General features: G+C 76.0%; 23 protein-coding genes. 12 read left to right on the top strand and 11 right to left on the bottom strand.

All coding sequences use genetic code 11. The annotated features are described in order from the left end of the window. Both BMZ33_RS23555 and BMZ33_RS20410 read right to left on the bottom strand, forming a co-directional pair. A partial coding sequence (locus BMZ33_RS23555) for a serine/threonine-protein kinase (RefSeq protein ID WP_169064634.1) occupies nucleotides 1-2,129 on the bottom strand: 2,129 nt, incomplete at its 3' end. Between the two features lie 229 nt (nucleotides 2,130-2,358). Then, a complete protein-coding gene (locus BMZ33_RS20410) occupies nucleotides 2,359-4,818 on the bottom strand; it encodes a serine/threonine-protein kinase (protein ID WP_280139244.1) in 2,460 nt (819 codons plus the stop codon). 56 nt (nucleotides 4,819-4,874) lie between these two features. Here BMZ33_RS20410 and BMZ33_RS20405 point away from each other — a divergent pair, with 56 nt between their 5' ends. Next, on the top strand, nucleotides 4,875-5,681 hold the full coding sequence (locus tag BMZ33_RS20405) for an SDR family oxidoreductase (RefSeq protein WP_091115705.1): 807 nt from the start codon (nucleotides 4,875-4,877) through the stop codon (nucleotides 5,679-5,681). A 3-nt stretch (nucleotides 5,682-5,684) separates the two neighbouring features. On the opposite strand, the gene BMZ33_RS20400 is transcribed toward BMZ33_RS20405, so the two are convergent. Beyond that, nucleotides 5,685-6,626, bottom strand: a complete 942-nt coding sequence (locus BMZ33_RS20400) for a S1C family serine protease (protein ID WP_091115701.1) — start codon at nucleotides 6,624-6,626, stop codon at nucleotides 5,685-5,687. Between the two features lie 270 nt (nucleotides 6,627-6,896). Here BMZ33_RS20400 and BMZ33_RS20395 point away from each other — a divergent pair, with 270 nt between their 5' ends. Continuing rightward, on the top strand, nucleotides 6,897-8,033 hold the full coding sequence (locus BMZ33_RS20395) for a carboxylate-amine ligase (protein WP_169064632.1): 1,137 nt from the start codon (nucleotides 6,897-6,899) through the stop codon (nucleotides 8,031-8,033). Between the two features lie 25 nt (nucleotides 8,034-8,058). Further along, complete coding sequence (locus BMZ33_RS20390; RefSeq protein WP_091115694.1) at nucleotides 8,059-8,742, top strand: alpha/beta hydrolase; 684 nt, start codon at nucleotides 8,059-8,061, stop codon at nucleotides 8,740-8,742. A 24-nt stretch (nucleotides 8,743-8,766) separates the two neighbouring features. Here the strand turns inward: BMZ33_RS20390 and BMZ33_RS20385 are convergent, their stop codons facing one another. Beyond that, the gene (locus tag BMZ33_RS20385) at nucleotides 8,767-10,218 is read right to left on the bottom strand and encodes an NAD(P)/FAD-dependent oxidoreductase (protein ID WP_091115690.1); all 1,452 of its coding nucleotides are present in this window, start codon (nucleotides 10,216-10,218) and stop codon (nucleotides 8,767-8,769) included. Nucleotides 10,219-10,344: 126 nt separating this feature from the next. On the opposite strand from BMZ33_RS20385, the gene BMZ33_RS20380 reads away from it, so the two are divergent. From BMZ33_RS20380 to BMZ33_RS20350, 7 genes are all read left to right on the top strand, one after another. After that, nucleotides 10,345-11,031: an alpha/beta fold hydrolase gene (locus BMZ33_RS20380; RefSeq protein WP_169064631.1), complete on the top strand. Its 687-nt coding sequence runs from the start codon at nucleotides 10,345-10,347 to the stop codon at nucleotides 11,029-11,031. A 4-nt stretch (nucleotides 11,032-11,035) separates the two neighbouring features. Then, nucleotides 11,036-12,217, top strand: coding sequence for an ROK family protein (locus BMZ33_RS20375; RefSeq protein WP_091115682.1), 1,182 nt, complete (start codon nucleotides 11,036-11,038; stop codon nucleotides 12,215-12,217). Between the two features lie 133 nt (nucleotides 12,218-12,350). Beyond that, a complete protein-coding gene (locus tag BMZ33_RS20370) occupies nucleotides 12,351-14,051 on the top strand; it encodes a sugar ABC transporter ATP-binding protein (RefSeq protein WP_169064630.1) in 1,701 nt (566 codons plus the stop codon). Then, on the top strand, nucleotides 14,048-15,214 hold the full coding sequence (locus BMZ33_RS20365) for an ABC transporter permease (RefSeq protein ID WP_091115679.1): 1,167 nt from the start codon (nucleotides 14,048-14,050) through the stop codon (nucleotides 15,212-15,214). Before BMZ33_RS20370 ends, BMZ33_RS20365 begins: the two co-directional genes overlap by 4 nt. Nucleotides 15,215-15,316: 102 nt before the next feature. Further along, a complete protein-coding gene (locus tag BMZ33_RS20360) occupies nucleotides 15,317-16,372 on the top strand; it encodes a substrate-binding domain-containing protein (RefSeq protein ID WP_091115675.1) in 1,056 nt (351 codons plus the stop codon). Nucleotides 16,373-16,433: 61 nt separating this feature from the next. Next, nucleotides 16,434-17,636 (top strand): Gfo/Idh/MocA family protein, encoded by a 1,203-nt coding sequence (locus BMZ33_RS20355; RefSeq protein WP_091115671.1) that lies wholly within the window; start codon nucleotides 16,434-16,436, stop codon nucleotides 17,634-17,636. Beyond that, on the top strand, nucleotides 17,636-18,643 hold the full coding sequence (locus BMZ33_RS20350) for a sugar phosphate isomerase/epimerase family protein (protein ID WP_091115667.1): 1,008 nt from the start codon (nucleotides 17,636-17,638) through the stop codon (nucleotides 18,641-18,643). Before BMZ33_RS20355 ends, BMZ33_RS20350 begins: the two co-directional genes overlap by 1 nt. A 21-nt stretch (nucleotides 18,644-18,664) precedes the next feature. On the opposite strand, the gene BMZ33_RS20345 is transcribed toward BMZ33_RS20350, so the two are convergent. The 4 genes from BMZ33_RS20345 to BMZ33_RS20330 all read right to left on the bottom strand — a co-directional run bounded on the left by BMZ33_RS20345 (nucleotide 18,665) and on the right by BMZ33_RS20330 (nucleotide 21,004). After that, nucleotides 18,665-19,087 (bottom strand): hypothetical protein, encoded by a 423-nt coding sequence (locus BMZ33_RS20345; RefSeq protein ID WP_169064629.1) that lies wholly within the window; start codon nucleotides 19,085-19,087, stop codon nucleotides 18,665-18,667. Then, nucleotides 19,084-19,608, bottom strand: coding sequence for a cupredoxin domain-containing protein (locus BMZ33_RS20340; RefSeq protein WP_091115663.1), 525 nt, complete (start codon nucleotides 19,606-19,608; stop codon nucleotides 19,084-19,086). Before BMZ33_RS20340 ends, BMZ33_RS20345 begins: the two co-directional genes overlap by 4 nt. A 107-nt stretch (nucleotides 19,609-19,715) precedes the next feature. After that, nucleotides 19,716-20,642 (bottom strand): alpha/beta hydrolase family protein, encoded by a 927-nt coding sequence (locus BMZ33_RS20335; protein WP_169064628.1) that lies wholly within the window; start codon nucleotides 20,640-20,642, stop codon nucleotides 19,716-19,718. Nucleotides 20,643-20,644: 2 nt separating this feature from the next. After that, nucleotides 20,645-21,004 (bottom strand): hypothetical protein, encoded by a 360-nt coding sequence (locus tag BMZ33_RS20330; RefSeq protein WP_091115659.1) that lies wholly within the window; start codon nucleotides 21,002-21,004, stop codon nucleotides 20,645-20,647. 55 nt (nucleotides 21,005-21,059) lie between these two features. On the opposite strand from BMZ33_RS20330, the gene BMZ33_RS20325 reads away from it, so the two are divergent. Then, nucleotides 21,060-21,599 carry a helix-turn-helix domain-containing protein gene (locus BMZ33_RS20325; protein WP_169064627.1) on the top strand — a complete coding sequence of 180 codons (540 nt, stop codon included), beginning with the start codon at nucleotides 21,060-21,062 and terminating at the stop codon, nucleotides 21,597-21,599. An 85-nt stretch (nucleotides 21,600-21,684) separates the two neighbouring features. Here the strand turns inward: BMZ33_RS20325 and BMZ33_RS20320 are convergent, their stop codons facing one another. From BMZ33_RS20320 to BMZ33_RS20310, 3 genes are all read right to left on the bottom strand, one after another. Then, the gene (locus BMZ33_RS20320; RefSeq protein WP_091115651.1) at nucleotides 21,685-22,209 is read right to left on the bottom strand and encodes a hypothetical protein; all 525 of its coding nucleotides are present in this window, start codon (nucleotides 22,207-22,209) and stop codon (nucleotides 21,685-21,687) included. A 73-nt stretch (nucleotides 22,210-22,282) separates the two neighbouring features. Then, the gene (locus tag BMZ33_RS20315) at nucleotides 22,283-23,869 is read right to left on the bottom strand and encodes a DEAD/DEAH box helicase (protein WP_091115994.1); all 1,587 of its coding nucleotides are present in this window, start codon (nucleotides 23,867-23,869) and stop codon (nucleotides 22,283-22,285) included. Nucleotides 23,870-24,119: 250 nt separating this feature from the next. Beyond that, entirely contained in the window at nucleotides 24,120-25,130 is a 1,011-nt protein-coding gene (locus BMZ33_RS20310) for a GlxA family transcriptional regulator (RefSeq protein ID WP_091115647.1), read from the bottom strand. A 73-nt stretch (nucleotides 25,131-25,203) separates the two neighbouring features. On the opposite strand from BMZ33_RS20310, the gene BMZ33_RS20305 reads away from it, so the two are divergent. Continuing rightward, nucleotides 25,204-26,520: an MFS transporter gene (locus BMZ33_RS20305; protein WP_169064626.1), complete on the top strand. Its 1,317-nt coding sequence runs from the start codon at nucleotides 25,204-25,206 to the stop codon at nucleotides 26,518-26,520. Nucleotides 26,521-26,526: the final 6 nt, after the last annotated feature.

The raw sequence follows: 26,526 nt of genomic DNA, 5'->3' as shown, positions 1-26,526 counted from the left end.
GTGGTCGGTGGTGCGGCGGTGGTGGTCGGTGGTGGGGCCGTGGTGGCGTCGGACGGAGTCGTCGATCCCGAGGACGTGGCGGAAGTGGACGTCGAGGACCCAGCCGTCGAAGAGGTGCCGCCGTCCTCGTTGCCCGTGCTCGTGCCAGGGGAGCTGTCCGTGGCCGGGGCCGAGGTGGCCGGGCTCGAGGACGGCGGGGTGGCGGTCGCCGGGTCCTCGACGAAGTCCTCGGCCTTCGTCAGCACTTCCGGGTCGGGTTCCCGGTCCGCCTCACCGGTGGTCCCCCGCGGCCGTTCCACGATCTGCCCGTCGGTGTGGACGATGACCAGCACCGCGACGACCTCGACTGCCGGTGTCACCTCCACCACCACGTCCTCCGAGAAGGCCGGCCACGTCTCACCCTCGTACTCCGGGGATGGACGGGGTGCGGGCGGGTCGAGCGGGTTGCCGCACGCGCAGCGCACCTGCGGTGAGCCGTACTCGTCGACGAGGACCGCGGTCCCGGCCTGGAGCACCGACTGGAACGGCGTCGCCCTGCCCCCCTCGAACCCGTGGTTGGTCACGGCGGTGTCGAAGCGGAGCACCACCGGGGTCAGTCGATCGATGTAGGCGCCGATCTCGCCGGGTGCGATGTTCTGGGCATCCGCCCAGGCGGCCGCCTCAGCGGGGTGGGTCGCGAGGAACTCGGTCAACGCTGCCCCGTCACAGACCTCCGCTCCCGTCCCGCCGTACAGGCCGGGCTGGTCGCCGTACACGCCCTCCGGCGGCGCGGTCGACGGAGGATCGGGCGCGGGCACCTGCTCCCCCATCTGGCCACCGGCCTCGGACGTGGGGATCTGGAACGGGTGGTCGCCGGGGTCGTCGATCGCCTCGGTGGCCACGGCGGTGCCCTCGCCGAGGAGTTGTGCTGCGGCCACGCCGCCTGCGGCAGCGGCGGCGACCGCGACGGCGACCAGAGCTCCCGTGAGACGCCGCCGGACCGGCCGCGTCCCCGCCGGCCGCCGCGCAGCGGGTGGTTCGCCCGGCGGTGGTGGGGCCTTCGCGGTGGCGGTCGGGGGCAGGACTCCCTCGGAGCGGGCCGCCGGGGTCAGGGTGGGAGGCGGTGGTGGGAACGCGGGGACCCCGTGCCCACCGGTCGTCGACCGTGCAGGCGGCAGTGGAGGCGGTGGCGTCAGGGGCGGTGGCGTCAGGGGCGGTGGCGTCAGGGGCGGTGGCGTCAGGGGCGGTGGCGTCAGGGGCGGCGGGGTCGTCGTCGGCGGTGCGCCCCCGACGGGCATGCCCGGCGTCCGGACGTGGTCGTCGCCGAGCGCCGCCCGGGCCGCCCAGGCCAGCGCTCCCGCGCTCGGGTACCGGGCCTCCGGGTCCTTGGCCATCCCGCGGGCGATGACCGCGTCCAGAGCCCGAGGCAGGGAGGGCACCGTCTCCGACGGCCGCGGCGGCTCGCGGTAGAGGTGCGCGGCGCACAGCGCGGCCGGTTCGGACGTGGGGAACGGTGGCTGTCCGGTGAGGACCTGGTGCAGCAGGCAGGCCAGGGAGTAGACGTCGACGCGGTGGTCGGTGGGCCCGCTGCCCAGGCGCTCGGGTGCGACGTACTCCAGGGTGCCCACGAACATGCCGGTGCGGGTCAGCGAGCCGGTCGTCCTGCCCCCGGTCGTCCCGGCGATCCCGAAGTCGACCAGGTAGCAGTGCGGGACCGTCCCCGTGCCGGTCACCAGCACGTTCGACGGCTTCACGTCGCGGTGGACGATCCCGGACGCGTGCGCGGCGTCCAGTGCCGCCGCCACCTGCTCCACGACGGTGACGGCCAGGTCGGCCGGGAACGCCCCCTCCTGCTCGAGGAGCTCGGACAGGTCCTTGCCGTCGACCAGGCGCATGTCGAGGTAGAGCCGGCCGTCGATCTCGCCGAAGTCGTGGATGGGGACGACGTGCGCCTCGTTGAGCCGGGCCGCGCCGTTGCACTCCCGGTAGAAGCGGGCGCGGAACTGCTCGTCGTCGGCCAGTTGGGGCAGGAGTCGCTTGAGCGCCACCACCCGCCGGCGGCGGGTGTCCCAGGCGCGGTGGACCTCGCCCATGCCGCCCCGGCCGAGCAGCTCGAGCAGCTCGTACGGGCCGAAGGTCTCCGGGTTCACGGGTGGGGCCTCCCGGTGGTGCTGCTGACGGCGGGGTGCTGCGCCCGACGCCGGAGTCTCCGGAGCGCCCTCAGCCCGTGTCCACCCACCCGCGCGCTGTCCAGGCCACCGGAACGCGGCCCCGGCGTGGGCCAGCAGGGGGTTGCGGCACGGCCGCGGGGTGTGAGGAGGAGCGGTCCGTCACAACCGACGGGAACTGTGGCCGTCCTCCAGGCTCCACACGCGCCGGTCAGGGAGTGGCCGACGGTTCCGTGGGCGGCTCTTCGCTGGTCGGTGTCTCGGTGGTCGGTGTCTCGGTGGCTGTCTCGGTGGCTGTCTCGCTGCCCTCTGACTCGGTGGGGGTCTCGGTGGTCGACTCCTCCGTGGGGGTCTCGGTGGTCGGCTCTTCGGTGGTCGGCTCTTCGGTGGTCGGTGTCTCGGTGGTCGGTGTCTCGGTGGTCGGCTCTTCGGTGGTCGGTGTCTCGCTCGGGACCTCTTCCGTCGGTGCGTCCTGGGTCGGTGCGTCTTCGCTCGGGACCTCCTCGGCGGGCGCCTGCTCGGCCGGTTCCTCCGCCGGTGGGTCGGCGCCGCCTGTCCCGCCGTCCGGGGCCGGCACGTCGGGCTGGCCGGTGTCGGCCCGACCCGTGTCGCTCGGCTGTCCGTCGTCCCCGGTGGGCGGATCCCCGCCGGACGGGCTCCCCGTGCCGGGGTTCGGCGTCGGCGGGTCCGTCACGCCGGCGTCTCCGCCGCCGGACGGGTCCGTGGACGGCGGGACGGTGGAGGGAGCCGCCCCGCCCGTGGACGACGGCGCGCGGCCGCCCGTCCCGCGGGCCCGCTCGGCCAGGGCGGCGTCGACCGACTGGTCGGCGTCGCCGGCGGTGTGCACCGGCCGGGCCACGACCGCGCCGGTCGCCTCGTCGACGAGGACCAGCGCCGACAGCGGCGCCGGGCTGCCCTCCACGACGACGACCGCCCCGGGCGCGAAGCCGGGCCACGGCTCGCCCTGGTACTCGGGGGAGGGGCGGCCGGCCGGCGGCGCCAGTGGGTTGCCGCAGATGCAGCGGACCTGCGGGACGCCCGAGTCGTCGACCAGCACCGCGGTGCCGGCCTGCAGCACGGACTGGAACGGCACGGCCTCCCCGTCGGCGAAGCCGTGGTTGGTGACGGCGGTGTCGAACCGCAGCACCACGGGGGTGAGGGAGGACAGGTAGTCGTCGACCTCGTCGGTCGGGATGCCCTCCGCGGCGGCGAACGCGGCACCCCGGTCGGGGTTCGCAGCGAGGAAGGTGGCCATGCCGGCGGCGTCGCAGACCTCGGCCCCGGACCCGCCGTACAGACCAGGCCGGTCACCCGGCACCGGGCCGCCCGCCGCCGGGGCCGGCGTGCCGGCCTCCGACCCCGGGGTGCCGGCCTCCGTCGCGGTCCCGGCGGTCCCTGTCGCGGCCCCGTCCGTCGGCTCCGCGGGGCCCTGGGTCGGCTCGGGGCCCTGGGTCGGCTCGGTGCCCTGGGTCGGCTCGGTGCCCTGGGTCGGCTCGGTGCCCTGGGCCGGCTCGGTGCCCTGGGCCGGCTCGGTGCCCTGGGTCGGCTCGGTGCCCTGCGGCGCGGGCACGAAGGGGTCCGCGCCGGGCTCGTCGGCCGGCTCCACGACGACCGGGGTCGACGTCGCTGCCTCGGAGTCGTCCGAGGCCAGCCGCACCGCGGCCACCCCGCCCGCGGTGCTCAGCGCGACCGCGCCCGCGACCAGTGCCGCGGCCAGGCCCCGACGTCGTCCGGACCACGGCCCCGGCGGACGGTGCCGCGCGCCGCGGACCGCCGCCGCACCGGCCCCGACCCCGCCCGCCGGCCCCGCAGGCGCCGCCGCCACCCGCGCCGGGACGGTGTCCGGCGCCGGGCGCAGCGCCGCCCGCGCGGCGGAGGCCAGCTCGCCGGCGCCGGCGAAGCGCCGGCCGCGGTCCCCGGACGTCCCCCGCGCCACCACCGTGTCCAGCGCGCCCGGCAGGGAGCCGACCCGCCCGGCCGCGCCCGGCGGCCGGCCCGTGAGCGCCTCGTGCAGCAGGCGGGCCAGCGCGGCGACGTCGTCCTGCCGGTCGGCGGGGTCGCCGCTGACGGCGCCGGCCAGGCCGAAGCCGGTCAGGTGGACGTCGGGGCGCTCGCGGTGCCCGGACAGCAGGACGTCGGCCGGCCGGACGTCGCCGTGCACCAGCCCGGCCGCGTGCGCCGCGTCGAGGGCGGTCGCGACCTGGCCGACGACGTCGACGGCCAGCTCGGCCGGCAGCGGACCCTCGGCGGCGAGCACCGCCGCCAGCGACCGGCCGTCGACCAGCTGCTCGTCGACGTAGAGCCGGCCGTCGACCTCGCCGATCTCGTGGACCGCGACGACGTGCGGCTCGTCCAGCCGCGCGACGGCGGCGCTCACCTGCTGGAAGCGGGCGCGGAACCGCGGGTCGGCGCTGAGCGCGGGCGAGACGACCTCGAGCGCGACGGTGCGTGAGCGGCGGGTGTCCCAGGCGCGGTACACCTCGCCGGCGCGGCCGCGGCCGAGCAGCTCGTCGAGCTCGTACGGACCGAGGGTCTGGGGGCTCAGGAGATCTCCCGACGGAGCCGGTGCGACGGGTGGCTCCGTCGTCCGCGAGTGTCGGCCGCGACCGGCTGGCCGGCCACCCGGTCGTGCAACGCGCGGTCGTGCACGAGCGGGCGGTCGTGGCGACACTGCGCACGGTGAGGTGTCGTCCGGCGGCGGGCGGCCCGTGACCCCAGCATGAGCGCATGACGGATGCACCGGGCCGCGTCGCGGTCGTCACCGGATCGGAGTCGGGCATCGGGCGGGCCGTGGCGGTCGCGCTCGCCGAGCAGGGCTGCGACGTCGGGATCACCTGGTACCGCGACGAGGCGCACGCCCAGGGCACCGCCGAGGAGGTGCGCTCGCTCGGCCGCCGGGCCGAGGTCCGCCCGGTCGACCTCACCCAGCTGCCCGGCGCGGCCGCCGTCGTCGACGAGCTGGCCGACGCGCTCGGCGGCATCGACGTCCTGGTCAACGACGCCGGCACCGGCCACTCGACGCTGCTCCTCGACACCGACTACGAGACCTGGCGCGAGGTGATGGCCACCGACCTCGACGCGGCGTTCCTCTGCCTGCAGCGTGCCGCGCGGCGCATGGCCGCAGCCGGGCGCGGCGGGCGGATCGTCAACGTCACCAGCGTCCACGAGCACCAGCCGCGGGTCGGCGCGGCCGCCTACTGCGCGGCCAAGGGCGGCCTCGGCCTGCTCACCCGGGTCGCGGCGATCGAGCTGGCCGAGCACGGCATCACCGTCAACGCCGTCGCGCCGGGGGAGATCGCCACGCCGATGACCGGCCAGGAGGACGAGGACCCGACCGCGCAAGGCCACGAGCGCCCCGGCGTCCCGGTCGGCCGGCCCGGCGACGCGCACGAGGTGGCCGCCGTCGTCGCCTTCCTCGCCTCACCGGCGGCCTCCTACGTCACCGGCTCCAGCTACGCGGTCGACGGCGGGATGCTGCAGATGGGGCCGATGGCCGGCTCGCACCTCACCGGCGACGACTGGCGCCGGCCCTGACCCTCAACCGGTCAGCTCTGTGGGAACGGCGATCACGTCGACCATCGCCCCGCGCCGGTACACCGTCACCGGCAGCGGCCGGCCCACCGCCTCGGCGAACAGCAGTCGCTGCAGGCTCTGCGCCTCGGCCACGGGGGCCCGGCCGGCCTCGAGCACCAGGTCGCCGGCGCGCAGCCCCGCGCGGTCGGCCGGCGACCCGGCGACGACGTCGACCACCCGCAGTCCACGCCGCCGGCCGGTGCGCTCGGCCAGCTCGGCCGGCAGCGGTGCGGGGCTGCTGACCAGGCCGAGGTAGGCCCGCCGCACCCGGCCGTCGCGGACGAGCGTGGCCATGATCCGGCGCGTGGTCTCGTTGACCGGCACGGCCAGGCCCAGGCCCCACCCGGCCACGGCGGTGTTGATGCCGACCACCCGGCTGGCGGCGTCGGCGAGCGCGCCGCCGGAGTTGCCCGGGTTGAGGGCGGCGTCGGTCTGGATGACGTCCTCGACGACGCGCGCGGTCCGCCCGTCCCGGGTGGGCAGTGACCGGCCCAGGCCGCTGACGACGCCGGCGGTGACCGACCCGGCCAGCCCGAGCGGGTTGCCGACGGCGACGACGAGCTGGCCGACCCGCAGCGCGGCGGCGTCGCCGAGCACGGCCGGGTCGGGGGCGCCGGCGGTCGCGCGGACGACGGCGAGGTCGGACAGCGGGTCGGTGCCCACGACCTCCACCGGCGTCTCGGTGCCGTCGCCGAACACCGCGCGGCCGGTGCGGGCCCGGCCGACGACGTGCGCGTTGGTGAGCAGCAGGCCGTCGCCGGGGACGACGACCGCCGAACCCGCGCCGGCCCGGCCGTCGGGCGCGGTGACCTGCAGGGCCGCCACGTGCGGGGTGAGGTCGGCGGCCACCGCGGTGACCACCTGCGAGTAGGCGTCCAGCGCCGCGTCGGTGTCCGGTCGGGTCACGACGCACCTCCTTGATTACACCGTTGCACCGACCAGTGGACGCCCGCCCGGGCCGGTACGGCCACCCCTCCCGCTACGCCGAGAGCGATCGGGTCCTCCCGCACCCGGTCGTGCTCTGCCCCGCCGGTGCGGGCAGAGCACGAGGAGCGCTTCGTGCTCTGCCCACAGGTGTGGGCAGAGCACGACCGTGCTGGTCAGCAGGTGCGGCGGGGGAGCGTCGGCCGTAGCGTCGGCCTGCCCGGCGACCCGGGACCGGCACCGAGGAGGGGCGTGCGCACCGACGGCCTGCAGACCGAGGGCGCCGCGGTCGGGCGCACCCTCGGCGTCGAGGAGGAGTTCCACCTCGTCGATCCCGACACCCTGGAGCTGACCCCAGGCCTGCGCGCGTCGGCCGCCGCGCTCGCCGGCGAGGCCGGGGAGCGGGTGCACCCGGAGATCTCGACCACGCAGCTGGAGATCGCCACCGGCGTGTGCACGACGCTCGAGCAGGTCCGGTCGGAGCTGGTGGCCGCCCGCACCGAGGCGGCCGCGGCGGCGAAGCGGGACGGCCTGCTGCTGCTGGCGGCCTCCACCCACCCGTGGAGCTCGTGGCACTCGATGCCGGTGACGCCGGGGGAGCGGTACCAGGCGATGGTCGGCCGCTGGGCGGGCCTGGCGCGGCAGCAGGACATCTGCGGCTGCCACGTGCACGTCGGCGTCCCCGACCTCGACACCGCCGTCGCGGTGCTCGACCGCGCCCGGCCCTACATCCCGGTGCTGCTGGCGATGACCGCCAGCTCGCCGTTCCACGACGGCGTCGACACCGGCTACGAGTCCTGGCGCACGCTGTGGTGGACCCGCTTCCCGCACGCCGGCGCGCCCGAGCCGCTCGGCGACGCCGACGGCTACCGCCGGGTGCTCGCCGGGCTGGTGGCCAGCGGCGTGGTCGAGGACGGCTCCCACCTGTACTGGGACGTGCGGCCCTCGGCCCGGCTGCCCACCGTCGAGTTCCGGCTGGCCGACGTGTGCACCACCCTCGACGACGCCGTCCTGCACGCCGCGCTGGTGCGCTCGCTGGTGCGGGTGCTCGCCGGCCGGGCCGCCCGCGGCGAGCCGGTGCCCGAGGTCCGCCCCGAGGTGCTGCGTGCCGCGCGGTGGCGGGCCGCCCGCTCGGGCCTGTCCGGCCCGCTGTTCGACCCGCTGCGGGCCGAGCTGGTCGAGCCGCGCGAGGCGGTGGCGGCGCTGCTGACCGAGCTGGCCGGCGACCTCGCCGACGCGGGCGAGGAGGACGAGGTCCGCGCGATGGTGCAGGAACTGCTCGGCCGGGGTACCTCGGCGGCGCGGCAGCGGAGCACCTGGCTGCGCACGGGGGACCGCCGCGCGGTCGCCGAACAGGTCGTCCGCGAGGGCGCGGCCGGGAGGGTGTGATGGACGAGTCCGGGGACCGGCCGGGGTGACGGCGTCCCACCCGGCCGCCGACGGGCGCCTCGAGGCGCGACCCGGCACCGATCCGCCCGGCCCGCCGCTGCCGCCCGGCACCACCGCGCTCGACCTCGGCGGGCAGGCGGAGGCGCTGGTCGCCGTCCCGCCCGGCCCGCCCGGGCCGCGGCCGCTGCTGGTCTTCTGCCACGGCGCCGGCGGGACCGCCGCCCAGTCGCTGGCCGCGGTGGGCGACGTGGCCACCGCCCGCGGGGTCGCGGTGCTGGCGACCACGTCCGCCGCCGGCACCTGGGACCTGCTGGCCGGCGGGCTCGGCCGCGACGTCGCCGTCCTCGACGCCGCCCTGGACCAGGTGGCCGCCGGGCTCGCGGTCACCCGGACGGCGCTCGGCGGCTTCTCCGACGGCGGCTCGTACGCGCTGTCGCTGGGGCTGGCCAACGGCGGGCTGTTCGAGGCGCTGCTGGCCTTCTCGCCCGGCTTCGTGGCGCCGCCCGGGCGCGTGGGCCGGCCGCGGGTGTGGATCGCGCACGGCACGCACGACCGGGTGCTGCCGGTGGCGCGCTGCGGCCGCCGGGTGGCGCAGAGCCTGGCCGCGGCCGGGTACGACGTCGACTACGACGAGTTCGACGGCGGCCACGTCGTCACGCCGGACCTCGTCACCGCCGCCCTCGACACCTGGCTCGGCCCGCCCGGCTGAGGCCGGGCGGGCCGAGGGGTCCTGCTACGCCGTCCGGCGGCCGACCAGGTCGTGCTGCTGGTCGGGGTTGACCGAGTCCGGCGCCTGCGGGTGGTCCTTCGGGCCGCCGGTCTTCGACGCCGCGAAGCCCGCGCCGAGCTTCTCCAGCGCCAGTCGCCCGTAGACCTGCTGCTGGGTGGCCACCCGCTGCGAGCGGCCCCGGCCCAGGAAGCTGACCATCCAGTGCAGCACCGTGGTGACCCGGCTCTTGAAGCCGATGATGTAGAAGAGGTGCACGACCAGCCACAGCACCCAGGCGATGAAGCCCTCGAACTTGAGCTTCTTGATGTCGGCGACCGCGGAGAACCGCGAGATCGTCGCCATGTTGCCCTTGTCGCGGTACCGGAACGGGCCCTTCGGGTCCTTGCCGGCCAGCTTCCGCTGGATCTGGTCGGCGGCGTACCGGCCGCCCTGGATGGCCACCTGCGCGACGCCGGGGTACTTGTCGGGGTGGTTGGCCATGTCGCCGACGACGTGGATCTCGGGGTGGCCGGGCAGCGTGAGGTCGGGCTGCACCGTGATGCGCCCGGCGCGGTCGACCTCGGCGCCGGTCGCGTCGCCCAGCAGCCGGCCGAGCGGGCTGGCCTGCACGCCGGCGGCCCACACCTTGGTGGCCGCCGAGATGCGGCGCTGCTGGCCGTCGGAGTCCTTGACGGTGAGACCCTCGGCGTCGAGGTCGGTGACCAGCGTGCTGAGCTGCACCTCGATGCCCATCTCGTTGAGGTGCCGGCGGGCCTTGTCGCCGAGCTTCGGCCCGAACGGCGGCAGCACCTGCGGCGCGCCGTCGAGCAGGATGATCCGCGCCCGCTCGGGGTCGATGTTGCGGAAGTCGCGGCGCAGCGTGCGGTGCGCGAGCTCGGCGATCTGCCCGGCCATCTCCACGCCGGTGGGGCCGGCGCCGACGACCACGAAGGTCATCAGCCGGTCGATCTCGGCGGGATCGGTGGCCAGCTCGGCCAGCTCGAAGGCGCCGAAGATGCGACCGCGCAGCTCGAGGGCGTCGTCGATGCTCTTCATGCCGGGGGCGAACTCGGCGAACCGGTCGTTGCCGAAGTAGGACTGGCCCGCCCCCGCGGCGACGATCAGCTCGTCGTAGGGGTGCACCGTGGTCCGGCCGAGGACGGTGGAGGTCACCGTGCGGGCGTCCACGTCGATGTCGACGACCTCGCCGAGCACCACGCGGGCGTTCTGCTGGTGGCGCAGCACCTCGCGCGTGGCCGGGGCGATCTCGCCCTCGGACAGGATGCCCGTGGCCACCTGGTAGAGCAGCGGCTGGAACAGGTGGTGGCCGGTCTTGCCGATGACGGTGACGTCGACCGGCGCCTTCCGCAGGGCCTTGGCGGCGAACAGGCCGCCGAAGCCCGAGCCGACGACGACGACCCGCGGCCGGCCGGTCGGGGAGGTGCCGTGGGCGGTGGGCGCAGGTGATGTCGTCATGATGACTGATCCTCTCCTGTCAGGAGGTCCGGCGTCCGGTGGCCGGCCGGTCGGGCGGGTGAACCCTGTCACGGCGGCCTCTCGGTGCGCTCGCGGCTGGGTCTGCCGTTCGGTACAACCGGTCCGGTGCCCCCGGTCATCCCCCGACTCGTGCTGGTGCCGGGCCTGGGGCTCGACGGCCGGTCGTCCTGGCGGCTGCGCCGGCGGGTGCCCGCCGACCTGGTGCTCCTACCCGGGATGGGACGCTCTGCACCCGTTCCCGGGCTCGACGTGCTGGCCGCCCGGCTCCGCGCCCGCCTCGGCACCGGGCCCGTCGTGCTCGTCGGGCACTCGCAGGGCTGCCAGGTGGTCGCCGCGGCCGCCGTCGACCCCCGGGTGGCCGGCGTGGTGCTGCTCGGCCCCACCACCGACCCGCGGCTGCGCTCGGTGCGCCGGCTGGCCGGGTGGTGGCTGCGGACGGCGCTGCGCGAGCCGACGTGGCAGCTGCCGCTGGTGCTCGTCCAGTGGCTCTCGACCGGGCCGCGCGCGATGCGGGCGCTGTGGCGGGTCGCCTCCCCCGACCGGATCGACGCGCGGCTGCGCGCCGTCGGCGTGCCCGTGACCGTCGTCCGCGGCACCCGTGACCGGCTGTGCCCGGCCGACTGGGCGCGGCAGGTGGCCGCGGCCGCGCCGCGGGGCTCGCTCGTGGAGCTGCCCGGCGCGGCGCACATGACCCTCCAGACGCACCCCGACGCCGTCGCCGCGGTGCTGCGCGCGGCACTCGCCGGGGCGACGTCGACGGGCGGGGACGGGTTCCGCGGCGTGTCACCATGACCGCATGGCCTCCTCCTCCGCCTCCGCCGGTGCGCTGCTCCACCACGTGCGCACCGGCCGCGCGCGGAGCCGGGCCGAGCTCGTCGCCCTGACCGGCGCCGCGCGCAACACCGTCAGCGCCCGCGTCGACCAGCTCATCGCCGCGGGGCTGCTGGAGGAGAGCGGCCGCGGCTGGAGCACCGGCGGGCGGCCGCCGACGCTGCTGCGCTTCAACAGCGCGGCCGGGTGCGTGCTGGCCGTCGACCTGGGGGTCACCAGCGTCGACGTGGCGGTCACCGACCTCTCGGCGCAGGTCCTGGCCACCGTCGGCCACCCGATCGACATCGCCGAGGGCCCCCACCGGGTGCTGGCCGAGGTCGACCGGCTGGCCCAGGAGGTGCTCGCCGAGGCCGGGCTGACGGCGGCCGACGTGTGCGCCGTCGGCGTCGGCGTCCCCGGCCCGGTGGAGTTCTCGACCGGGCGGCCCTCGCACCCGCCGATCATGCCCGGCTGGCACGACCACCCGATCCCGTCGGCGTTCGGCCGCTACGGCTGCCCGGTGTTCGTCGACAACGACGTCAACGTGATGGCGCTGGGCGAGATGGGTGTCGCCGGGTCGGTGCAGGACGTCCTCGTCGTCAAGGTCGGCACCGGCATCGGCTGCGGCATCATCGTCGACGGCGGGGTCTACCGGGGGGCCCAGGGCAGCGCCGGCGACATCGGGCACATCCACGTCCCGACCGCCGACGGCCGCGAGGTCGTCTGCCGCTGCGGCCAGGTGAACTGCCTCGAGGCGATCGCAGGCGGCACGGCGCTGCTGCGCGACGCCCAGGCGGCCGGCATGCAGGTGACGACGACCCGTGAGGTCGTGGAGCGCGCGGCCCTCGGCGACGGGCAGGCGCTCGAGCTGGTCCGCGGGGCCGGGCGCACCATCGGCACCGTGCTGGCCGCGCTGGTCAACTTCTTCAACCCGCACCGGATCGTCATGTCCGGCGGTGTCGCCCGCGCCGGCGTGCCGCTGCTCGCGGGCATCCGCGAGGCCGTCTACGCCCGCTCGATGCCCCTGGCCGCCCGGGCGCTGGAGATCACCGTCAGCGAGGCGCCCGACCTCACCGGCCGGGTCGGTGCCGCGCTGATGGCCATCGAGGGCTGGCTCGACGAGGACTCGGTCCACCAGGCGCTGGCGCGCACCACCGTCGCCCACTGACCCCGGGGCACCGCCCCACCCCCGGCGCCACCCGGCGTCCGCGCACGTCTCGATCCGGTCACTGCGCCCGCAGGGGCTTGACCTCCCGTGACTCGGCTCATATGTTCTCCGCTCAGCGGACTAATGGTCAACGATGAGCAGAAGTCGGGAGGAGCGCCGTGACGACCAGGACGCGACGGCCGACCACCGGCGGCACGCGGGCAGGCGCCCGGTGACCGCGACGGCACGGGAGGCGGCGCCGGCAGGTGCGCCGCTGCTGGAGATGCAGGGCATCGTCAAGACCTTCCCCGGCGTGCGCGCGCTCGGCGGTGTGGACCTCGACGTGCGGGCCGGTGAGGTGCACTGCCTGCTCGGCCAGAACGGCGCGGGCAAGTCGACGCTGATCAAGGTGCTCGCCGGTGCGCACCAGCCCGACGAGGGCACCATCTCCTGGCAGGGCGAGCGGGTGGCGCTGGGCAACCCCCAGGCGGCCCTGCGGCTGGGCATCGCGACGATCTACCAGGAGCTCGACCTTGTGGCCGGGCTCACCGTCGCCGACAACGTCTTCCTCGGCCGCGAGCAGGCGCAGCTCGGGTTCGTGCGGCCTCGCGAGATCAACCGGCGGGCCGCGGAGCTGCTCACCCGGCTCGGCCACCCCGAGATCCGGCCCGGCGCCGAGGTCGGCTCGCTGTCGGCGGCCTCGCAGCAGATGGTCAGCATCGCGCGGGCGCTGTCGCAGGACGCGCGGCTCATCATCATGGACGAGCCCTCCGCGGTGCTGGACAACGAGGAGGTCGAGCGGCTCTTCGCCGTCATCCGCGACCTCACCGCCGCCGGCGTCGCCGTCGTCTACATCTCCCACCGCCTGGAGGAGATCCGCGAGATCGGCGACCGGATCACCGTGCTCAAGGACGGCCGCACGGTGGCCACCGGGCTCCCGGCCCGCGAGACGCCCACCCGCGAGGTCATCACGCTGATGACCGGCCGCACCATCGAGTACGTCTTCCCCGAGCGCCGCACCGCGGTGCCGGCCGGCACCCGGCCGCTGCTGGAGGTCGAGGACCTCGACCTGCGCGGCTCCTTCTCCGGCGTCTCCTTCAGCGTGCGGCCCGGCGAGATCGTCGGCCTGGCCGGGCTCGTCGGCTCGGGGCGCTCGGAGATCCTCGAGACCGTCTACGGCGCGCGCCGGGCCACCGGCGGGGCCGTGCGCGTGGGCGGACGCGTGCTGCGGCGCGGCGACGTCGGTGCCGCGGTCGCCGCCGGCGTGGGCCTGGCCCCGGAGGAGCGCAAGAGCCAGGCGCTGCTGCTCGGCGAGTCCGTGGCCCGCAACATCTCCATCTCCAGCCTGGCCCGGTTCGCCCGTGGCGGCTTCCTCTCCGGGGCCGCCGAGCGCGGCGCCGCCCGCGAGCAGGTCCGCTCGCTCGACGTGCGCCCCGCCGACGAGACCCGCGAGGTGCGCACCCTCTCGGGCGGCAACCAGCAGAAGGTCGTGCTGGCCCGGTGGCTGCTGCGCGACTGCCGGGTGCTGCTGCTCGACGAGCCCACCCGCGGTGTCGACGTCGGCGCCCGCTCGGAGATCTACGCGCTGGTGCGCGACCTCGCCGACCGCGGCGTGGCCGTGGTCGTCGTCTCCAGCGAGATCCCGGAGGTCCTGGGGCTGGCCGACCGCGTGCTCGTCATCGCCGAGGGCCGGGTCATGGCCGAGGAGCCGGCCGGTGCCCTCGACGAGCACCGCGTGCTCGACCTCGTCATGCAGGGGACCACCACGCACGGCGTCGCGCCGGAACTCCACCACACGACGGGCGCCGGGACGACGCGCCTCGAGAAGACGCAGCACGAAGGGACCGTGGCATGAGCCAGGGCAGCACGGTGACGACGACGGGCACGAGCACGGGCGCGGCCGAGAGCCGCGGCCGCCCCGGCGGCGGCCTGCTGGCCGGCCCGCTCGGCCGCAACCTCGGCCTGGTCGTCGCACTGGTGATCCTCTGCGTCGTCGGCGTGGCGACGGCGGGGGACCGCTTCGCCAGCGTCGACAACGTGCTGACGATCCTGCGGCTGGCCTCGGTCATCGGCGTGGTCAGCATCGGCATGACCTTCGTGATCATCGGTGGCGGCATCGACCTGTCGGTCGGCGCGCTGGTGGCGCTGGCGTCGGTGTGGGCCACCACGCTGGCCACGCAGCAGATGGCCGAGGACGTCCACTGGATCGTCATGGTCCTCACCGCGCTGGTCGTCGGCGCGGTCGCGGGGTTCGTCAACGGCGTGGTCATCGCCTACGGCAGGCTCGCCGCCTTCATCGCGACCCTGGCCATGCTCACCGCCGCCCGCGGATTGGCGGAGATCATCGCCAACCGGCGCACCCAGATCGTGCGGGACCGGGACTTCCTGTCCTTCTTCTCCGGTGACGTGCTCGGCGTCCCGACGCTGGTCATCATCTTCGCGCTGGTCGCCGTCGCCGGGTGGGTGCTGCTCAACCGCACCACCTTCGGCCGGCGCACCTTCGCGGTCGGCGGCAACGCCGAGGCCGCCCGCCTCGCCGGCATCCGGGTGCAGCGGCACACCGTCAAGCTGTACGTGCTGTCCGGGATCACCTGCGGCATCGCCGCGGTGATGATGATGGCGCGGACGACGACCGGCAGCTCGACCCACGGCACGCTCTACGAGCTCGACGCCATCGCCGCGGTGGTCATCGGCGGGACCCTGCTGATCGGTGGGCGCGGGACGATCGTCGGCACCGTCTTCGGCGTCCTCGTCTTCGAGACGCTCGGCAACATCTTCACGCTCAACAACCTGTCGAGCTCGGCGCAGGCCGTGGCGACCGGCGTGATCATCGTCCTCGCCGTCCTGCTGCAGCAGCGCCTGGCCACCGGCGGCTTCAGCTTCCGCCGGCCGTCCTCCGGCGGCACGGCCGGCGGCCCTGCGCTCAGCGGGGCGCCGTCGGGGTCGGTCTCCGGCGGCACCACCGCCGACGGCGGTCCCGGCGGGACCCGGTCCGCGGCCGGCGGCACGACCCTCTGACACCCGGCGCGCCACCTGCGCGCCGGACCGCAGCACCCACCGGACTCCCGTCCGGTGGCAGCCCACCGCCTCCTGAGAGGGGGCGACACCCGAGGAGACAGCATGTCCGCAACGAGGCAGCGTCCGTTCCGCCGCCTGCCGTACGCCACGGTCGCCCTGCTCAGCGCGGGCGTGCTCGTGGCCGGCTGCACGAGCAACACCCCGGAGGAGTCCGGCGGCGGTGGCGGGGGCAACCAGGCCGCCAGCGACAACGACGAGGCCGGCGAGACCGTCACGATCGGGTTCTCCGCGCCCGCCGCCGACCACGGCTGGATGGCCGGCATCACCGAGGCCGCGCGCGCCGAGGCCGAGAACTACGAGGACGTCGAGCTGGTGGTCGCGGAGGGCACCAACGACGTCAGCACCCAGATCAGCCAGGTGGAGACGTTCATCAACGACGGCGTCGACGCCATCGTGCTGCTGCCCTTCGACGGCGCCGCGATGACCCCGGTCGCGCTGCAGGCGATGGAGGCCGGCATCCCGGTCATCAACGTCGACCGCGAGTTCGACAGCCCGTTCGCCGCCCGCGCCACGATCCTCGGTGACAACTACGGCATGGGCGTCTCGGCCGGCACCTACGTCTGCGAGCAGCTCGGGGACACCCCCGACGCCGTCGTCGCCGAGATCGCCGGCATCGACTCGCTGCCGCTGACCCAGGACCGCAGCCAGGGCTTCGCCGACGCGCTGGCCGAGTGCGGGCTCGACGTCGACAACCGCGTCGCCGCCGACTTCACCGTCGAGGGCGGCGAGGAGGCGGCCTCGAACCTGCTCCAGGCCGCCCCGCAGATCGACGCGATCTGGAACCACGACGACGACCAGGGCGTCGGCGTCCTGGCCGCCATCCAGAGCGCCGGCCGCGACGAGTTCATCATGGTCGGCGGCGCCGGCTCGGCCAACGCCATGCGGGAGATCGAGTCCGGCGAGTCGGTGCTGCAGGCGACGGTCATCTACCCGCACACCCAGGCTGCCGACGGCATCACCCTGGCCCGGCTGATCGCCCAGGGGAAGAGCATGTCCGACCTGGTCTCCCAGGCGGTGCCCCAGCGGATCGTGCTGAACGCGCCGGTCGTCACCGCGGACAACGTCGACCAGTACCTCGACGCGGCCTTCGAGTCCTGAGCCACCCGGGGCGGGGCCGCCGGACGCCGGCGGCCCCGCCTCCCTCCCCGAGGAGAACCCGATGACCCCGCCCGACCGGCCGACCCTCGGGGTGGGCCTGATCGGCCACGCCTTCATGGGCGCGGCGCACTCCCAGGCCTGGCGCACCGCCCCCCACTTCTTCGACCTGCCGCTGCGCCCGGACCTGCGGGTGCTCGCCGGCCGCGACGCCGACCGGGTGGCCGAGGCCGCCGGCAGGCTCGGCTGGGCGGAGACCGAGACCGACTGGCGCCGCGTGCTCGAGCGCGCCGACGTCGGCCTGGTCGACGTCTGCACGCCCGGCGACACCCACGCCGAGATCGCGATCGCGGCGCTGGAGGCCGGCAAGCACGTGCTGTGCGAGAAGCCGCTGGCCAACAGCGTCGCCGAGGCCGAGGCGATGGCCGAGGCCGCCGCCCGTGCCGCGGCCCGCGGCGTGCGCTCGATGGTCGGCTTCACCTACCGCCGGGTGCCGGCCATCGGCCTGGCCCGCCGGCTGGTCGCCGAGGGCCGCCTCGGCCGGATCCGGCACGTGCGCGCGGCCTACCTGCAGGACTGGATCGCCGACCCGGCCGCGCCGATGTCCTGGCGGCTGGAGAAGGACAAGGCCGGCTCCGGCGCGCTCGGCGACATCGGCGCGCACGTCGTCGACCTGACGCAGTACATCACCGGCGAGACCCTCACCGGCGTGAGCGCGCTGATGGAGACCTTCGTCAAGGAGCGCCCGCTGCCGGCCTCGGCCGGGTCGCTGTCCGGCACGGCCGGCGAGGGCATGGGCCAGGTGACCGTCGACGACGCCGCCGTCTTCCTCGCCCGCTTCTCCGGCGGGGCGGTGGCCACCTTCGAGGCCACCCGGTTCGCGCTGGGCCGCAAGAACGGCATCCGCATCGAGGTCAACGGCTCCGAGGGCAGCCTGGCGTTCGACTTCGAGGACATGAACGTCCTGGAGTTCTTCGACGGCACCGAGCCCGCCGAGCGCGCCGGGTTCCGCCGGATCATCGTCACCGAGCCCGAGCACCCCTACGTCGCCGCGTGGTGGCCGGCCGGGCACGGCCTCGGCTACGAGCACGGCTTCACCCACCAGGTCGTCGACCTGGTCACCGCGATCGCCAAGGACGAGGACCCCGCCCCCTCGTTCGCCGACGGGCTGCAGGTGCAGCGGGTGCTCGACGCCGTCGAGCGCAGCGCCGCGGCCGACTCCGTGTGGACCCCGATCGCCGCCCAGGACCCCGAGAGGACCGACTGATGCCCCGTCCCGTCACCCTGTTCACCGGCCAGTGGGCCGACCTGCCCTTCGAGGAGGTGGCCCGGCTGGCCTCCGAGTGGGGCTACGACGGCCTGGAGATCGCCTGCTGGGGTGACCACCTCGACGTCGAGCGCGCCGCGAGCGACGACTCGTACGTGCAGGAGAAGCTCGACCTGCTCAAGCGGTACGACCTGCAGGTCTTCGCGATCTCCAACCACCTCAACGGCCAGGCCGTCTGCGACGACCCGATCGACGAGCGGCACCGCGGCATCGTCCACCCGCGCGTCTGGGGCGACGGCGACCCCGAGGGCGTCCGGCAGCGGGCGGCCGAGGAGATGAAGCTGACCGCCCGCGCCGCGGCGAAGCTGGGCGTGAGGACCGTCGTCGGGTTCACCGGGTCGAAGATCTGGAAGACCGTGGCGATGTTCCCGCCGGTGCCCGAGTCGATGGTCGAGGACGGCTACCGCGACTTCGCCGACCGGTGGAACCCGATCCTCGACGTCTTCGACGAGGTCGGCGTGCGGTTCGCCCACGAGGTGCACCCGTCGGAGATCGCCTACGACTACTGGACGACGGTCCGCACCATGGAGGCCATCGGCCACCGCGAGGCGTTCGGCCTGAACTGGGACCCCTCGCACTTCGTGTGGCAGGACCTCGACCCGGTCGGCTTCATCTGGGACTTCAAGGACCGGATCTACCACGTCGACTGCAAGGACGCGAAGCGCCAGGTGGGCAACGGGCGCAACGGCCGGATGGGCTCGCACCTGCCCTGGGCCGACCCGAGGCGCGGCTGGGACTTCGTCTCCACCGGCCACGGCGACGTCCCGTGGGAGGCGTGCTTCCGGATGCTGAACACCATCGGCTACGACGGCCCCATCTCGGTGGAGTGGGAGGACGCCGGCATGGACCGCCTCGTCGGCGCCCCGGAGGCGCTGGCCTTCGTCCGCCGCCTCGCGTTCGACCCGCCGGCCGCCGCGTTCGACGCGGCGTTCTCGTCCGGCAGCTGAGCGAGGGCGCGCCGCCCGCACTCAGCGGGCGGCGCGCCGCCGGGCGAGGACCGTCAGGGCCACCAGCACCACGACGGCGGCGACCTCCACCCAGAACGACTCCCACCACAGCGTCGCCGCGGTGGACTCGACGAACCCGAACAGCCCGACCGTCGTCGACACCAGCAGCGCGGCCAGCGACCCCGCGGCGAACAGCGCCCCCAGCACGGCCGCCCACGACACCAGGCGCGGCGGCGCGACGAGCAGCAGCAGCGCGCCGCCGGCGCCGAGCACCGCCTGCAGCAGGAACGCCGGGCCGATGACCTCGATGCCGCTGTAGCCCTGCTCCTGCCACAGGTAGAGGTGGATGGCCGCGATCGCGGCCAGCAGGACCGCGCCGGCCAGCCGCAGCACCCCGATCGCGACGCCGGTCCGCGCGGTGCGGGTCGCGGTGCCCCCGGTCACGCCGCGACCGTCACGCTGGTCGCCATGCCCATGGCCCGGTGGTTGGCGATGGAGCAGTAGAAGACGTACTCACCCGCCTCGAGGGTGACGGTGAGCGTGGTCGACTGCCCGGGGCCGATGGTGTCGCTCGCGGCGATGTCGGCACCGTCGCGCTCGACCACGAGGTCGTGGGTGCCGTTGCCCTCGTTGACCACCTCGATCGTGTACTCGCCGGGGGAGAACGAGTCCTCGGACAGCTCGATGTACATCTCGCCCTCGGTGGCGGTGACGGCCCGTGCCTCGACCGGAGCGGCCTCGCTGGTGGGCACGGCGCTCTCCGGTGCGGCGCTGCCCCCGGCGGCACTCGACGACGGGGTGCCCTCGGTCGACGCGCTCGCCGACGGGCTCTCCGAGTGCTCACCCTCGTGACTGCTGGTCGTGGCGGCACCGACGCTGGTGCCGCCGTCGTCGGAACAGCCGCTCAGCAGGCCGAGGCCCAGGGCGAGGACCAGTGCCGCGGAGCGGCGGGTGGGACGGGGCACGCGAGCCTCCTGGGAGCCGGCGGGGGTCCCGCCCCCTCAGCGGCCCCCCGGTGGCTCGCGATGCTGCCAACCCCGCAGCGGTTCCCGTAACCCCTTCGGGTCCCGGATCACGACGGGAACGGAACGGTGCTGGTCCGCCGGCACCAGGCGACCACCGTCGCCAGCACCTCCGCGTCGACCGGCCGGCGCAGCTCGCCCCGGTAGGCGCGCAGCGACGCCGCGCCCGGCTGCCGGCGCAGGGTGTGGGTGAGGTCGGGCACCAGGTGCGTCTCGACCGGCCCGGGCACGGTGGCCGCGACCACCTCGAGGTCCCCGGGGCGGACCTGCAGGTCCTTGCTCCCGGTCACCGCGAGGACCGGCACCTGCAGCCGGGCGAGGTCGGTGCGCGGGTCGTGGTCGAGGAACTCGCGGGTCCACCGTGCGTTGACCCGCACGCCGCCCACGCGGGCGACGTCGGTCGTGGTCGCGCGGATCCGCGCGTGGTCGGCCGCGACCCTCGCCTCCAGGTCGGTGCGCAGCAGCCGCAGCAGGCCCCGCACCGGCGCGGGCAGCGTCGGGCCGATCTGCCGGGCCTGCCAGCGCAGCAGTTCCTCACCGGGCGTCGCCGACGCCGCGAGCAGGACGACGCCGGCCACCGGGACGCCGCGCGCGGCCACCGCGGCGGCGAGCAGCGCGCCCTCGCTGTGGCCGGCCAGCAGCACCCGGTCGCCGTCGACCTCGGGCCGGGCGGCCAGCGCGTCGCGGGCGCGGGCGAGGTCGTCGGCGCCGTCGTACAGGCCGGCCCGCCGCCAGTCGCCGGGGGTGCCGCCGACGCCGCGCTTGTCGCAGCGGAGCGAGGCCAGCCCGCCCTCGGCGAGGGCGTGCGCCAGCGCGCGGGTCACTCCGAAGCGCGCCCGCGGGTGGTCGGAGTCGCGGTCGAGGGGGCCCGAGCCCGGCGCGAGCAGCACCGCGGGGACGGGGCCGGGGGCGTCGGGGAGGGTGAGGGTGCCGGCGAGCGGGGGCTCGCCGGGCACCGTCACGGCGAGCTCGCGCACGGTCAGCGCCCGGTGGGGACGGCCGCGGCCAGGGAGGCGGCGACGTCGGCCGCGTCGGGACCGGACACCAGCACGGTGTCGTGGCGCTGACCGGCGAGCTCGATCCGCACGGCGGGCTCGCCGCGGCGCACGCTGACCAGCGTCCGGGTCCCCCGCCGCCGCCACGTCCCGATCAGGCGGAGGCCGGGCAGCCCGAGGCCGGGGGCGCGCAGCCCGCGGGCGGCGGCCAGGCCGTCGGGGACGGCCTCCACCGAGCGCACCGCGGACAGCGGGACCTCGAGGTCGCGCAGGAGGCCGAGGACCTTCTCGGCGCGGGTGAGGGTGACGGTGAGGGTGCCGGGTGTCGTCCGGATGGTGGCCATGGCAGGATCGTTCTCGAAACTGAGACCGTTGTCAAGATTGATAGAGGTGGGGCGCGTGGCGTCTGCGGACCTGCTCCTGCACCCGGTGCGCCTGCGCGTCGTCCAGGCGCTGCTCGGCGACCGGGCGCTGACCACCGGCGACCTGCACGCCGAACTGCCCGACGTCCCCGTCGCGTCGCTCTACCGGCACGTCGGCGTGCTCGCCGACGCCGGCGTCCTGGAGGTGGTGGCCGAGCGGCGGGTGCGCGGCAGCACCGAGCGCACCTACCGGCTGGTGCCGGCGGCGGCCTCGGTCGGGCCGGAGGAGGCGGCGGCCATGGGGCCCGAGGAGCACCGCCGGGCCTTCGGCACGTTCGTCGCCGCGCTGCTGGCCGACTTCGACCGGTGGGTCGACGGCGCGGCCGCCGTCCCGGGCGGGCTGGACGCCGCCCGGGACGGGGTGGGCTACCGGATGACCGGCCTGTGGCTGGACGACGAGGAGTTCGCCGCCCTGCTCGCGGAGCTGCGCGGGGTGCTGGCCGGCCGGCTGGCGCACGGGCCCGGCGGGTCCCGCCGCCGCCGCCTGGTCGGGACGGTGTTCCTACCGGGGAGCTGATGCGGCGCCGCAGGCACCGGCAGCCCTCGGCCCCGTCCAGAGGCTCGCGCCGGGTCTGCGAGGCGTGGGGGGACGGGGTCCCTCCTCAGGCGGCGGCGCGGACGGCCCTGCGCTCGGCCCGGCGCTCGGCCCGGGAGACCTTCCGGTTGGCCTTGGCCAGCGTCCTGGCCGCCCGGCTCACCTTGCGGTCGCCGCGGTCGACGGTGCCCCGGGTGAGCAGGCCGACGCCGATGCCGAGCAGCCAGACGTCCTTGGCGATGGACAGGCCCTGCTCGGTCGGGGCGAGGCTGCCCTCCTTGTGCATGCCGGGCGTCCGCAGGTAGAGGCCCAGCAGGCCGCCGGCGAACCCGGTGAGCACGGCACCGGCGAGGGCGGTGGGCACGAACGGCGTCAGCAGCGCGGCGCCGACGGCGATCTCCGCCGTCGACAGGACCCGGACGAACTGCTGGGGCTCGACGTCCTCCAGGAACGGGTAGGAGCCGCTGGCGAAGCCGTGCAGCCCGGCGGCGGTCTGGTCGTCGGCGGCGCGCTTGCCCAGCCCGCTGTTGAGGATGAACGCGCCGGCCGAGATGCGGGGGCCGATCTCGGACAGGGTGATGGGCAGTGCCACGGGCACTCCTCGGGTCGTCGGGGACGGTCGGGGGTGCTCTTCCCGACCGTCCCCGGCGTGAACCTCGCCGGGCTCAGCGACCGCCGCGCCGCGACCGGCCGCTGAACGACGCCGCGGTGTGGGTGCCGGCCCGCGCGGCGAGCTCGGCGCGGGTGCGCGCCGGGCCCGAGGCGCGGCCCGAGCCGCCGCGGCCGCCGCCGGCCGCCGGGGTGCTGGCCGACCCGCCGCCGCCCGGGCCGCCGCGGCGCCGCCGTCCACCACCACCGCCCTGACCCTGGCCCTGGGGCTGCAGGGCGGGCGCGGGGGCCGGCTCGACGTGCGGCGCCGCGGGGCCGGTGAGCGCGGTGATCTGCTCGGCGCCGGGGCGCACCGAGGCCACGACGGGGGAGATGCCGGCCTGGCGGGTCAGCGTGCGGACCTCGGCGTTCTGGTCCGGGGTGGACAGCGTGACCACCGTGCCGCCGGCACCGGCGCGGGCCGTGCGCCCGGAGCGGTGCAGGTAGGCCTTGTGCTCGGTCGGCGGGTCGACGTGCACGACCAGCGCGACGTCGTCGACGTGGATGCCGCGGGCGGCGATGTCGGTCGCGCACAGCACCCGGGTGCCGCCGGTGCTGAACGCCTCGAGGTTGCGCTCGCGGGCGTTCTGGCTGAGGTTGCCGTGCAGGTCGACGGCCGGGACACCGGCGGCGGTGAGCTGCTTGGCCAGCTTCTTGGCCTGGTGCTTGGTGCGGGTGAACAGCACGCTGCGGCCCAGGCCGGAGGCCAGCTCGCGGACGACGTCGGCCTTGTCGGCGGCCGACACCTGGAACACGTGGTGGGTCATCGCGGCCACCGGCGCGACGGCCGGGTCGACCGAGTGGGTCACCGGCGAGTCGAGGTAGCGCTTGACGAGCACGTCGACGCCGTTGTCGAGGGTGGCGGAGAACAGCAGCCGCTGGCCGCCGCGGGGCGTGCGGTCCAGGAGCCGCTTGACGCCAGGCAGGAAGCCCAGGTCGGCCATGTGGTCGGCCTCGTCGAGCACGGTGACCTCGACCGCGGACAGGTCGGCGTGGCCCTGGCCCACGAGGTCCTCGAGCCGGCCGGGGCAGGCGACGACGACGTCGACACCGGCGGCCAGCGCCTGCACCTGCGGGTTCTGCCCGACGCCGCCGAAGACGGTGGTGGCGCGCAGGCCGAGGGCCTTCGCGAGCGGCTCGACGGTGGCCAGCACCTGGTTGGCCAGCTCGCGGGTCGGCACGAGCACCAGCGCGCGCGGCCGGCGGGCCTGGCGCCGGGTGGTCGAGGCGGCCAGCCGGGCGACCAGGGGGAGGGCGAAGGCGATGGTCTTGCCCGAGCCGGTGCGGCCGCGGCCGAGCACGTCGCGGCCGGCCAGGCTGTCGGGCAGCGTGGCGACCTGGATCGGGAACGGCGCGGTGATGCCGCTGGCGGTGAGCACCTCGACCAGCGGGGCGGGCACGCCGAGCTCGGTGAAGGTCGCGTCGGTGGGCAGCACGGTGGCGACGTCGCCGGCGGGGATCTCGGCAGGGATCTCGGCGGGCCCGGCCACCGGGGCCGTCGTCGCGGGGGTGCCGGCGGTGGGGCTGCCGGCGCCGCGGCCGCGGCCGCCGCGACGGCGGCGGGGCCGGGAGCCGGCGGAGGTGGGGGACTGCGGGGAGGTCATGGGTTCCTCGGTGGTGCTCGGGTCGCCGTCCTCGGTCGCCGCACGCGGGCGCACGCCGGCCCGGGGCTCGGGCGGGTCGCGCCGTCGGTGACGTCGGACAGCCGGGCGCGCCTCGGTGGCGCTGCACCAGCCCGACGTCGAGTCCTCGCGCTCCGGGTGAGCGGGGGCGGCGCCGGTACACCCCACTCAACCAGACGCGGGCGCCGGACCTGCCGCCATCGGGGGGAGTCGCGTGTCACACCTCACCCGTTCAGGCGGTGCGGCCGGCCCCCCGGTAGGTGCGGCGGTAGGCGCCCGGCGCCACCCCGATCGCGGCCCGCAGGTGCTGGCGCAGCGACGCCGGCGTGCCGAACCCGGCCTCGGCGGCCACCCGGTCGACCGAGGCGTCGGTGGACTCCAGCAGCCGCCGGGCCAGCGCGATCCGCTGCGCCGCCAGCCAGCGCAGCGGCGAGAGCCCGGTCTCCTCCCGGAAGCGGCGGGTGAAGGTGCGCACGCTCATCCGCGCGTGCCGGGCGAGGTCGGCGAGCGTGAGCGGCTCGGCCAGGTGCTCGAGCGCCCAGGCGCGCGTGGGTGCCGTCCCGGCGTCCCCGGGCTCGGGCAGGGGGCGCTCCACGAACTGCGACTGCCCGCCCTCCCGCCACGGGGCGACGACGTTGCGCCGCGCCACCCGGTTGGCCACCTCGCTGCCGTGGTCGCGCCGCACCAGGTGCAGCAGCAGGTCGATGCCCGCGGCGTTGCCGGCGCTGGTCAGCACGTCGCCGTCGTCGACGAAGAGCACGTCGGGGTCCACCCGCACCGACGGGAACAGCCGGGCGAGGGCCGGGGCGTGCATCCAGTGGGTGGTCGCCGGCCGGCCGTCGAGCAGGCCGGCGGCGGCGAGGACGAACGCGCCGGTGCAGATCGACACCGTCCGGGCGTGCCCGGCGGCGGCGCGCAGCGCGGTGGTGAGCTCACCGGGCAGCCGGCCCTCGGCCATCGCCGGTCCGCCCTGCACCCCGGGGACGACGACGGTGCGCGCCGTCTCCAGCAGCGCGGCGTCGTGCTCCGGGGTGACCGAGTAGCCGGCCGAGGTGCGCACCGGCCCGCCGTCGAGGGTGGCGACGCGGACCCGGTAGAGCGGGCGCTCGTCGGCGTCGACGGCGCTGCCCAGCAGCCGGTGGGGGAGGCCGAGCTCGAAGGCGATCGTGCCGGGGAGGGCGAGGACGGCGACCTCGTGTCTCGACGAGACCGTGGACGTGGCCGGACCCGGGCCTGATGACATGGCCGGATCCTTGCACGTGTTGGCCGTCGGGCCACTGGTCCGTCCGTCGGGCCGTGGGTCATGCTCTGTCCTCGTGACGACGACCGTGCCCCGCCGGCGCATCCACCCCGCGTGGTGGGTCGCCGCGGTGACCTTCCTGGCGCTGGTCGGCGCCGCGGCCTTCCGCGCGGTGCCCGGCGTGCTCATCGACCCGCTGCGTGCGGAGTTCGGCTGGTCGGTGTCGACCATCTCGGCCGCCGTCGCGGTCAACATGGCGCTCTACGGGCTGACCGCGCCCTTCGCGGCCGCGCTGATGGAGCGCTTCGGCATCCGCCGCGTCGTCGTCGGCGCGCTGCTGCTCACCGCCCTGGGCAGCGGGCTGACCGTGTTCATGACGGCGAGCTGGCAGCTGGTGCTGCTGTGGGGGTTCGCCGTCGGGCTGGGCACCGGGTCGATGGCGCTGTCGCTGGTGGCCACGGTGACCGGGCGCTGGTTCGTGGCGCGCCGCGGGCTGGTCAGCGGCATCCTCACCGCCGGCGGCGCCACCGGGCAGCTGGTGTTCCTGCCCGTGGTCGCCGCGGTGGCGCAGACGAGCGGCGGGTGGCGTGCGGCGTCGCTGGGGACGACGGCCGCCGCGCTCGCCGTGGTCCCGCTGGTCGTCTGGCTGCTGCGCGACCGGCCGCGCGACGTCGGCGCCGTCCCCTACGGCGGGACCGCGGCCGACGACGTCGACCCGGTGCGCACCGGCGCGGCCCGCGCGGCGGTCCAGGGGTTGGCCCACGCGGCGCGGTCGCGGCCGTTCTGGCTGCTGGCGGCGGGCTTCTTCATCTGCGGGGCGTCGACCAACGGGCTGGTGCAGCCGCACTTCATCCCCGCTGCGCACGACCACGGCATGCCGGTGACGACGGCGGCCGCACTGCTCGCGGTCGTCGGGGTCTTCGACATCGCCGGCACCGTGTTCTCCGGCTGGCTCACCGACCGGGTCGACCCGCGCGTCCTGCTGCTGGCCTACTACGCGCTCCGCGGGTTCTCGCTGTTCCTGCTGCCGCCCCTGTTCGGACCGGACCTGCACGTCAGCATGATCGCGTTCATCGTCTTCTACGGCCTGGACTGGGTGGCCACCGTGCCGCCGACGCTGGCGCTGTGCCGCGAGCACTTCGGCGCACGGGCTCCGGTGGTCTTCGGCTGGGTGTTCGCCTCCCACCAGGTCGGCTCGGCGGTCGCGGCGTTCGGCGGTGGCGTGATCCGCGACGTCACGGGCTCCTACGACCTGGCCTGGTTCGGCGCGGGCGCGCTGTGCCTGCTCGCCGCGGCGCTGTCGATCTCGATCCGCCGTCGTCCGGCCCCCACCGGGCCGCCCGCCGTCCCGACCGAGCCCACCACCGCCTCGGCCGCCACCACCCACGGCTGAGGGGCG

The sequence above is a fragment of the Geodermatophilus dictyosporus genome, assembly GCF_900115505.1.
Classification (GTDB): domain Bacteria; phylum Actinomycetota; class Actinomycetes; order Mycobacteriales; family Geodermatophilaceae; genus Geodermatophilus; species Geodermatophilus dictyosporus.
This window is presented reverse-complemented; position numbering and strand designations above follow the sequence as displayed.

Excerpts from the sequence above, each read along its gene's own strand:
- BMZ33_RS20315 (WP_091115994.1), bottom strand. The coding sequence starts at position 23,869 with ATGACCTCCCCGCAGTCCCCCACCTCCGCCGGCTCCCGGCCCCGCCGC.
- BMZ33_RS20350 (WP_091115667.1), top strand. The coding sequence starts at position 17,636 with ATGCCCCGTCCCGTCACCCTGTTCACCGGCCAGTGGGCCGACCTGCCC.
- BMZ33_RS20310 (WP_091115647.1), bottom strand. The coding sequence starts at position 25,130 with ATGTCATCAGGCCCGGGTCCGGCCACGTCCACGGTCTCGTCGAGACAC.
- BMZ33_RS20385 (WP_091115690.1), bottom strand. The coding sequence starts at position 10,218 with ATGACGACATCACCTGCGCCCACCGCCCACGGCACCTCCCCGACCGGC.
- BMZ33_RS20370 (WP_169064630.1), top strand. The coding sequence starts at position 12,351 with ATGAGCAGAAGTCGGGAGGAGCGCCGTGACGACCAGGACGCGACGGCC.
- BMZ33_RS20360 (WP_091115675.1), top strand. The coding sequence starts at position 15,317 with ATGTCCGCAACGAGGCAGCGTCCGTTCCGCCGCCTGCCGTACGCCACG.
- BMZ33_RS20375 (WP_091115682.1), top strand. The coding sequence starts at position 11,036 with ATGGCCTCCTCCTCCGCCTCCGCCGGTGCGCTGCTCCACCACGTGCGC.
- BMZ33_RS20365 (WP_091115679.1), top strand. The coding sequence starts at position 14,048 with ATGAGCCAGGGCAGCACGGTGACGACGACGGGCACGAGCACGGGCGCG.
- BMZ33_RS20355 (WP_091115671.1), top strand. The coding sequence starts at position 16,434 with ATGACCCCGCCCGACCGGCCGACCCTCGGGGTGGGCCTGATCGGCCAC.
- BMZ33_RS20330 (WP_091115659.1), bottom strand. The coding sequence starts at position 21,004 with ATGGCCACCATCCGGACGACACCCGGCACCCTCACCGTCACCCTCACC.
- BMZ33_RS20405 (WP_091115705.1), top strand. The coding sequence starts at position 4,875 with ATGACGGATGCACCGGGCCGCGTCGCGGTCGTCACCGGATCGGAGTCG.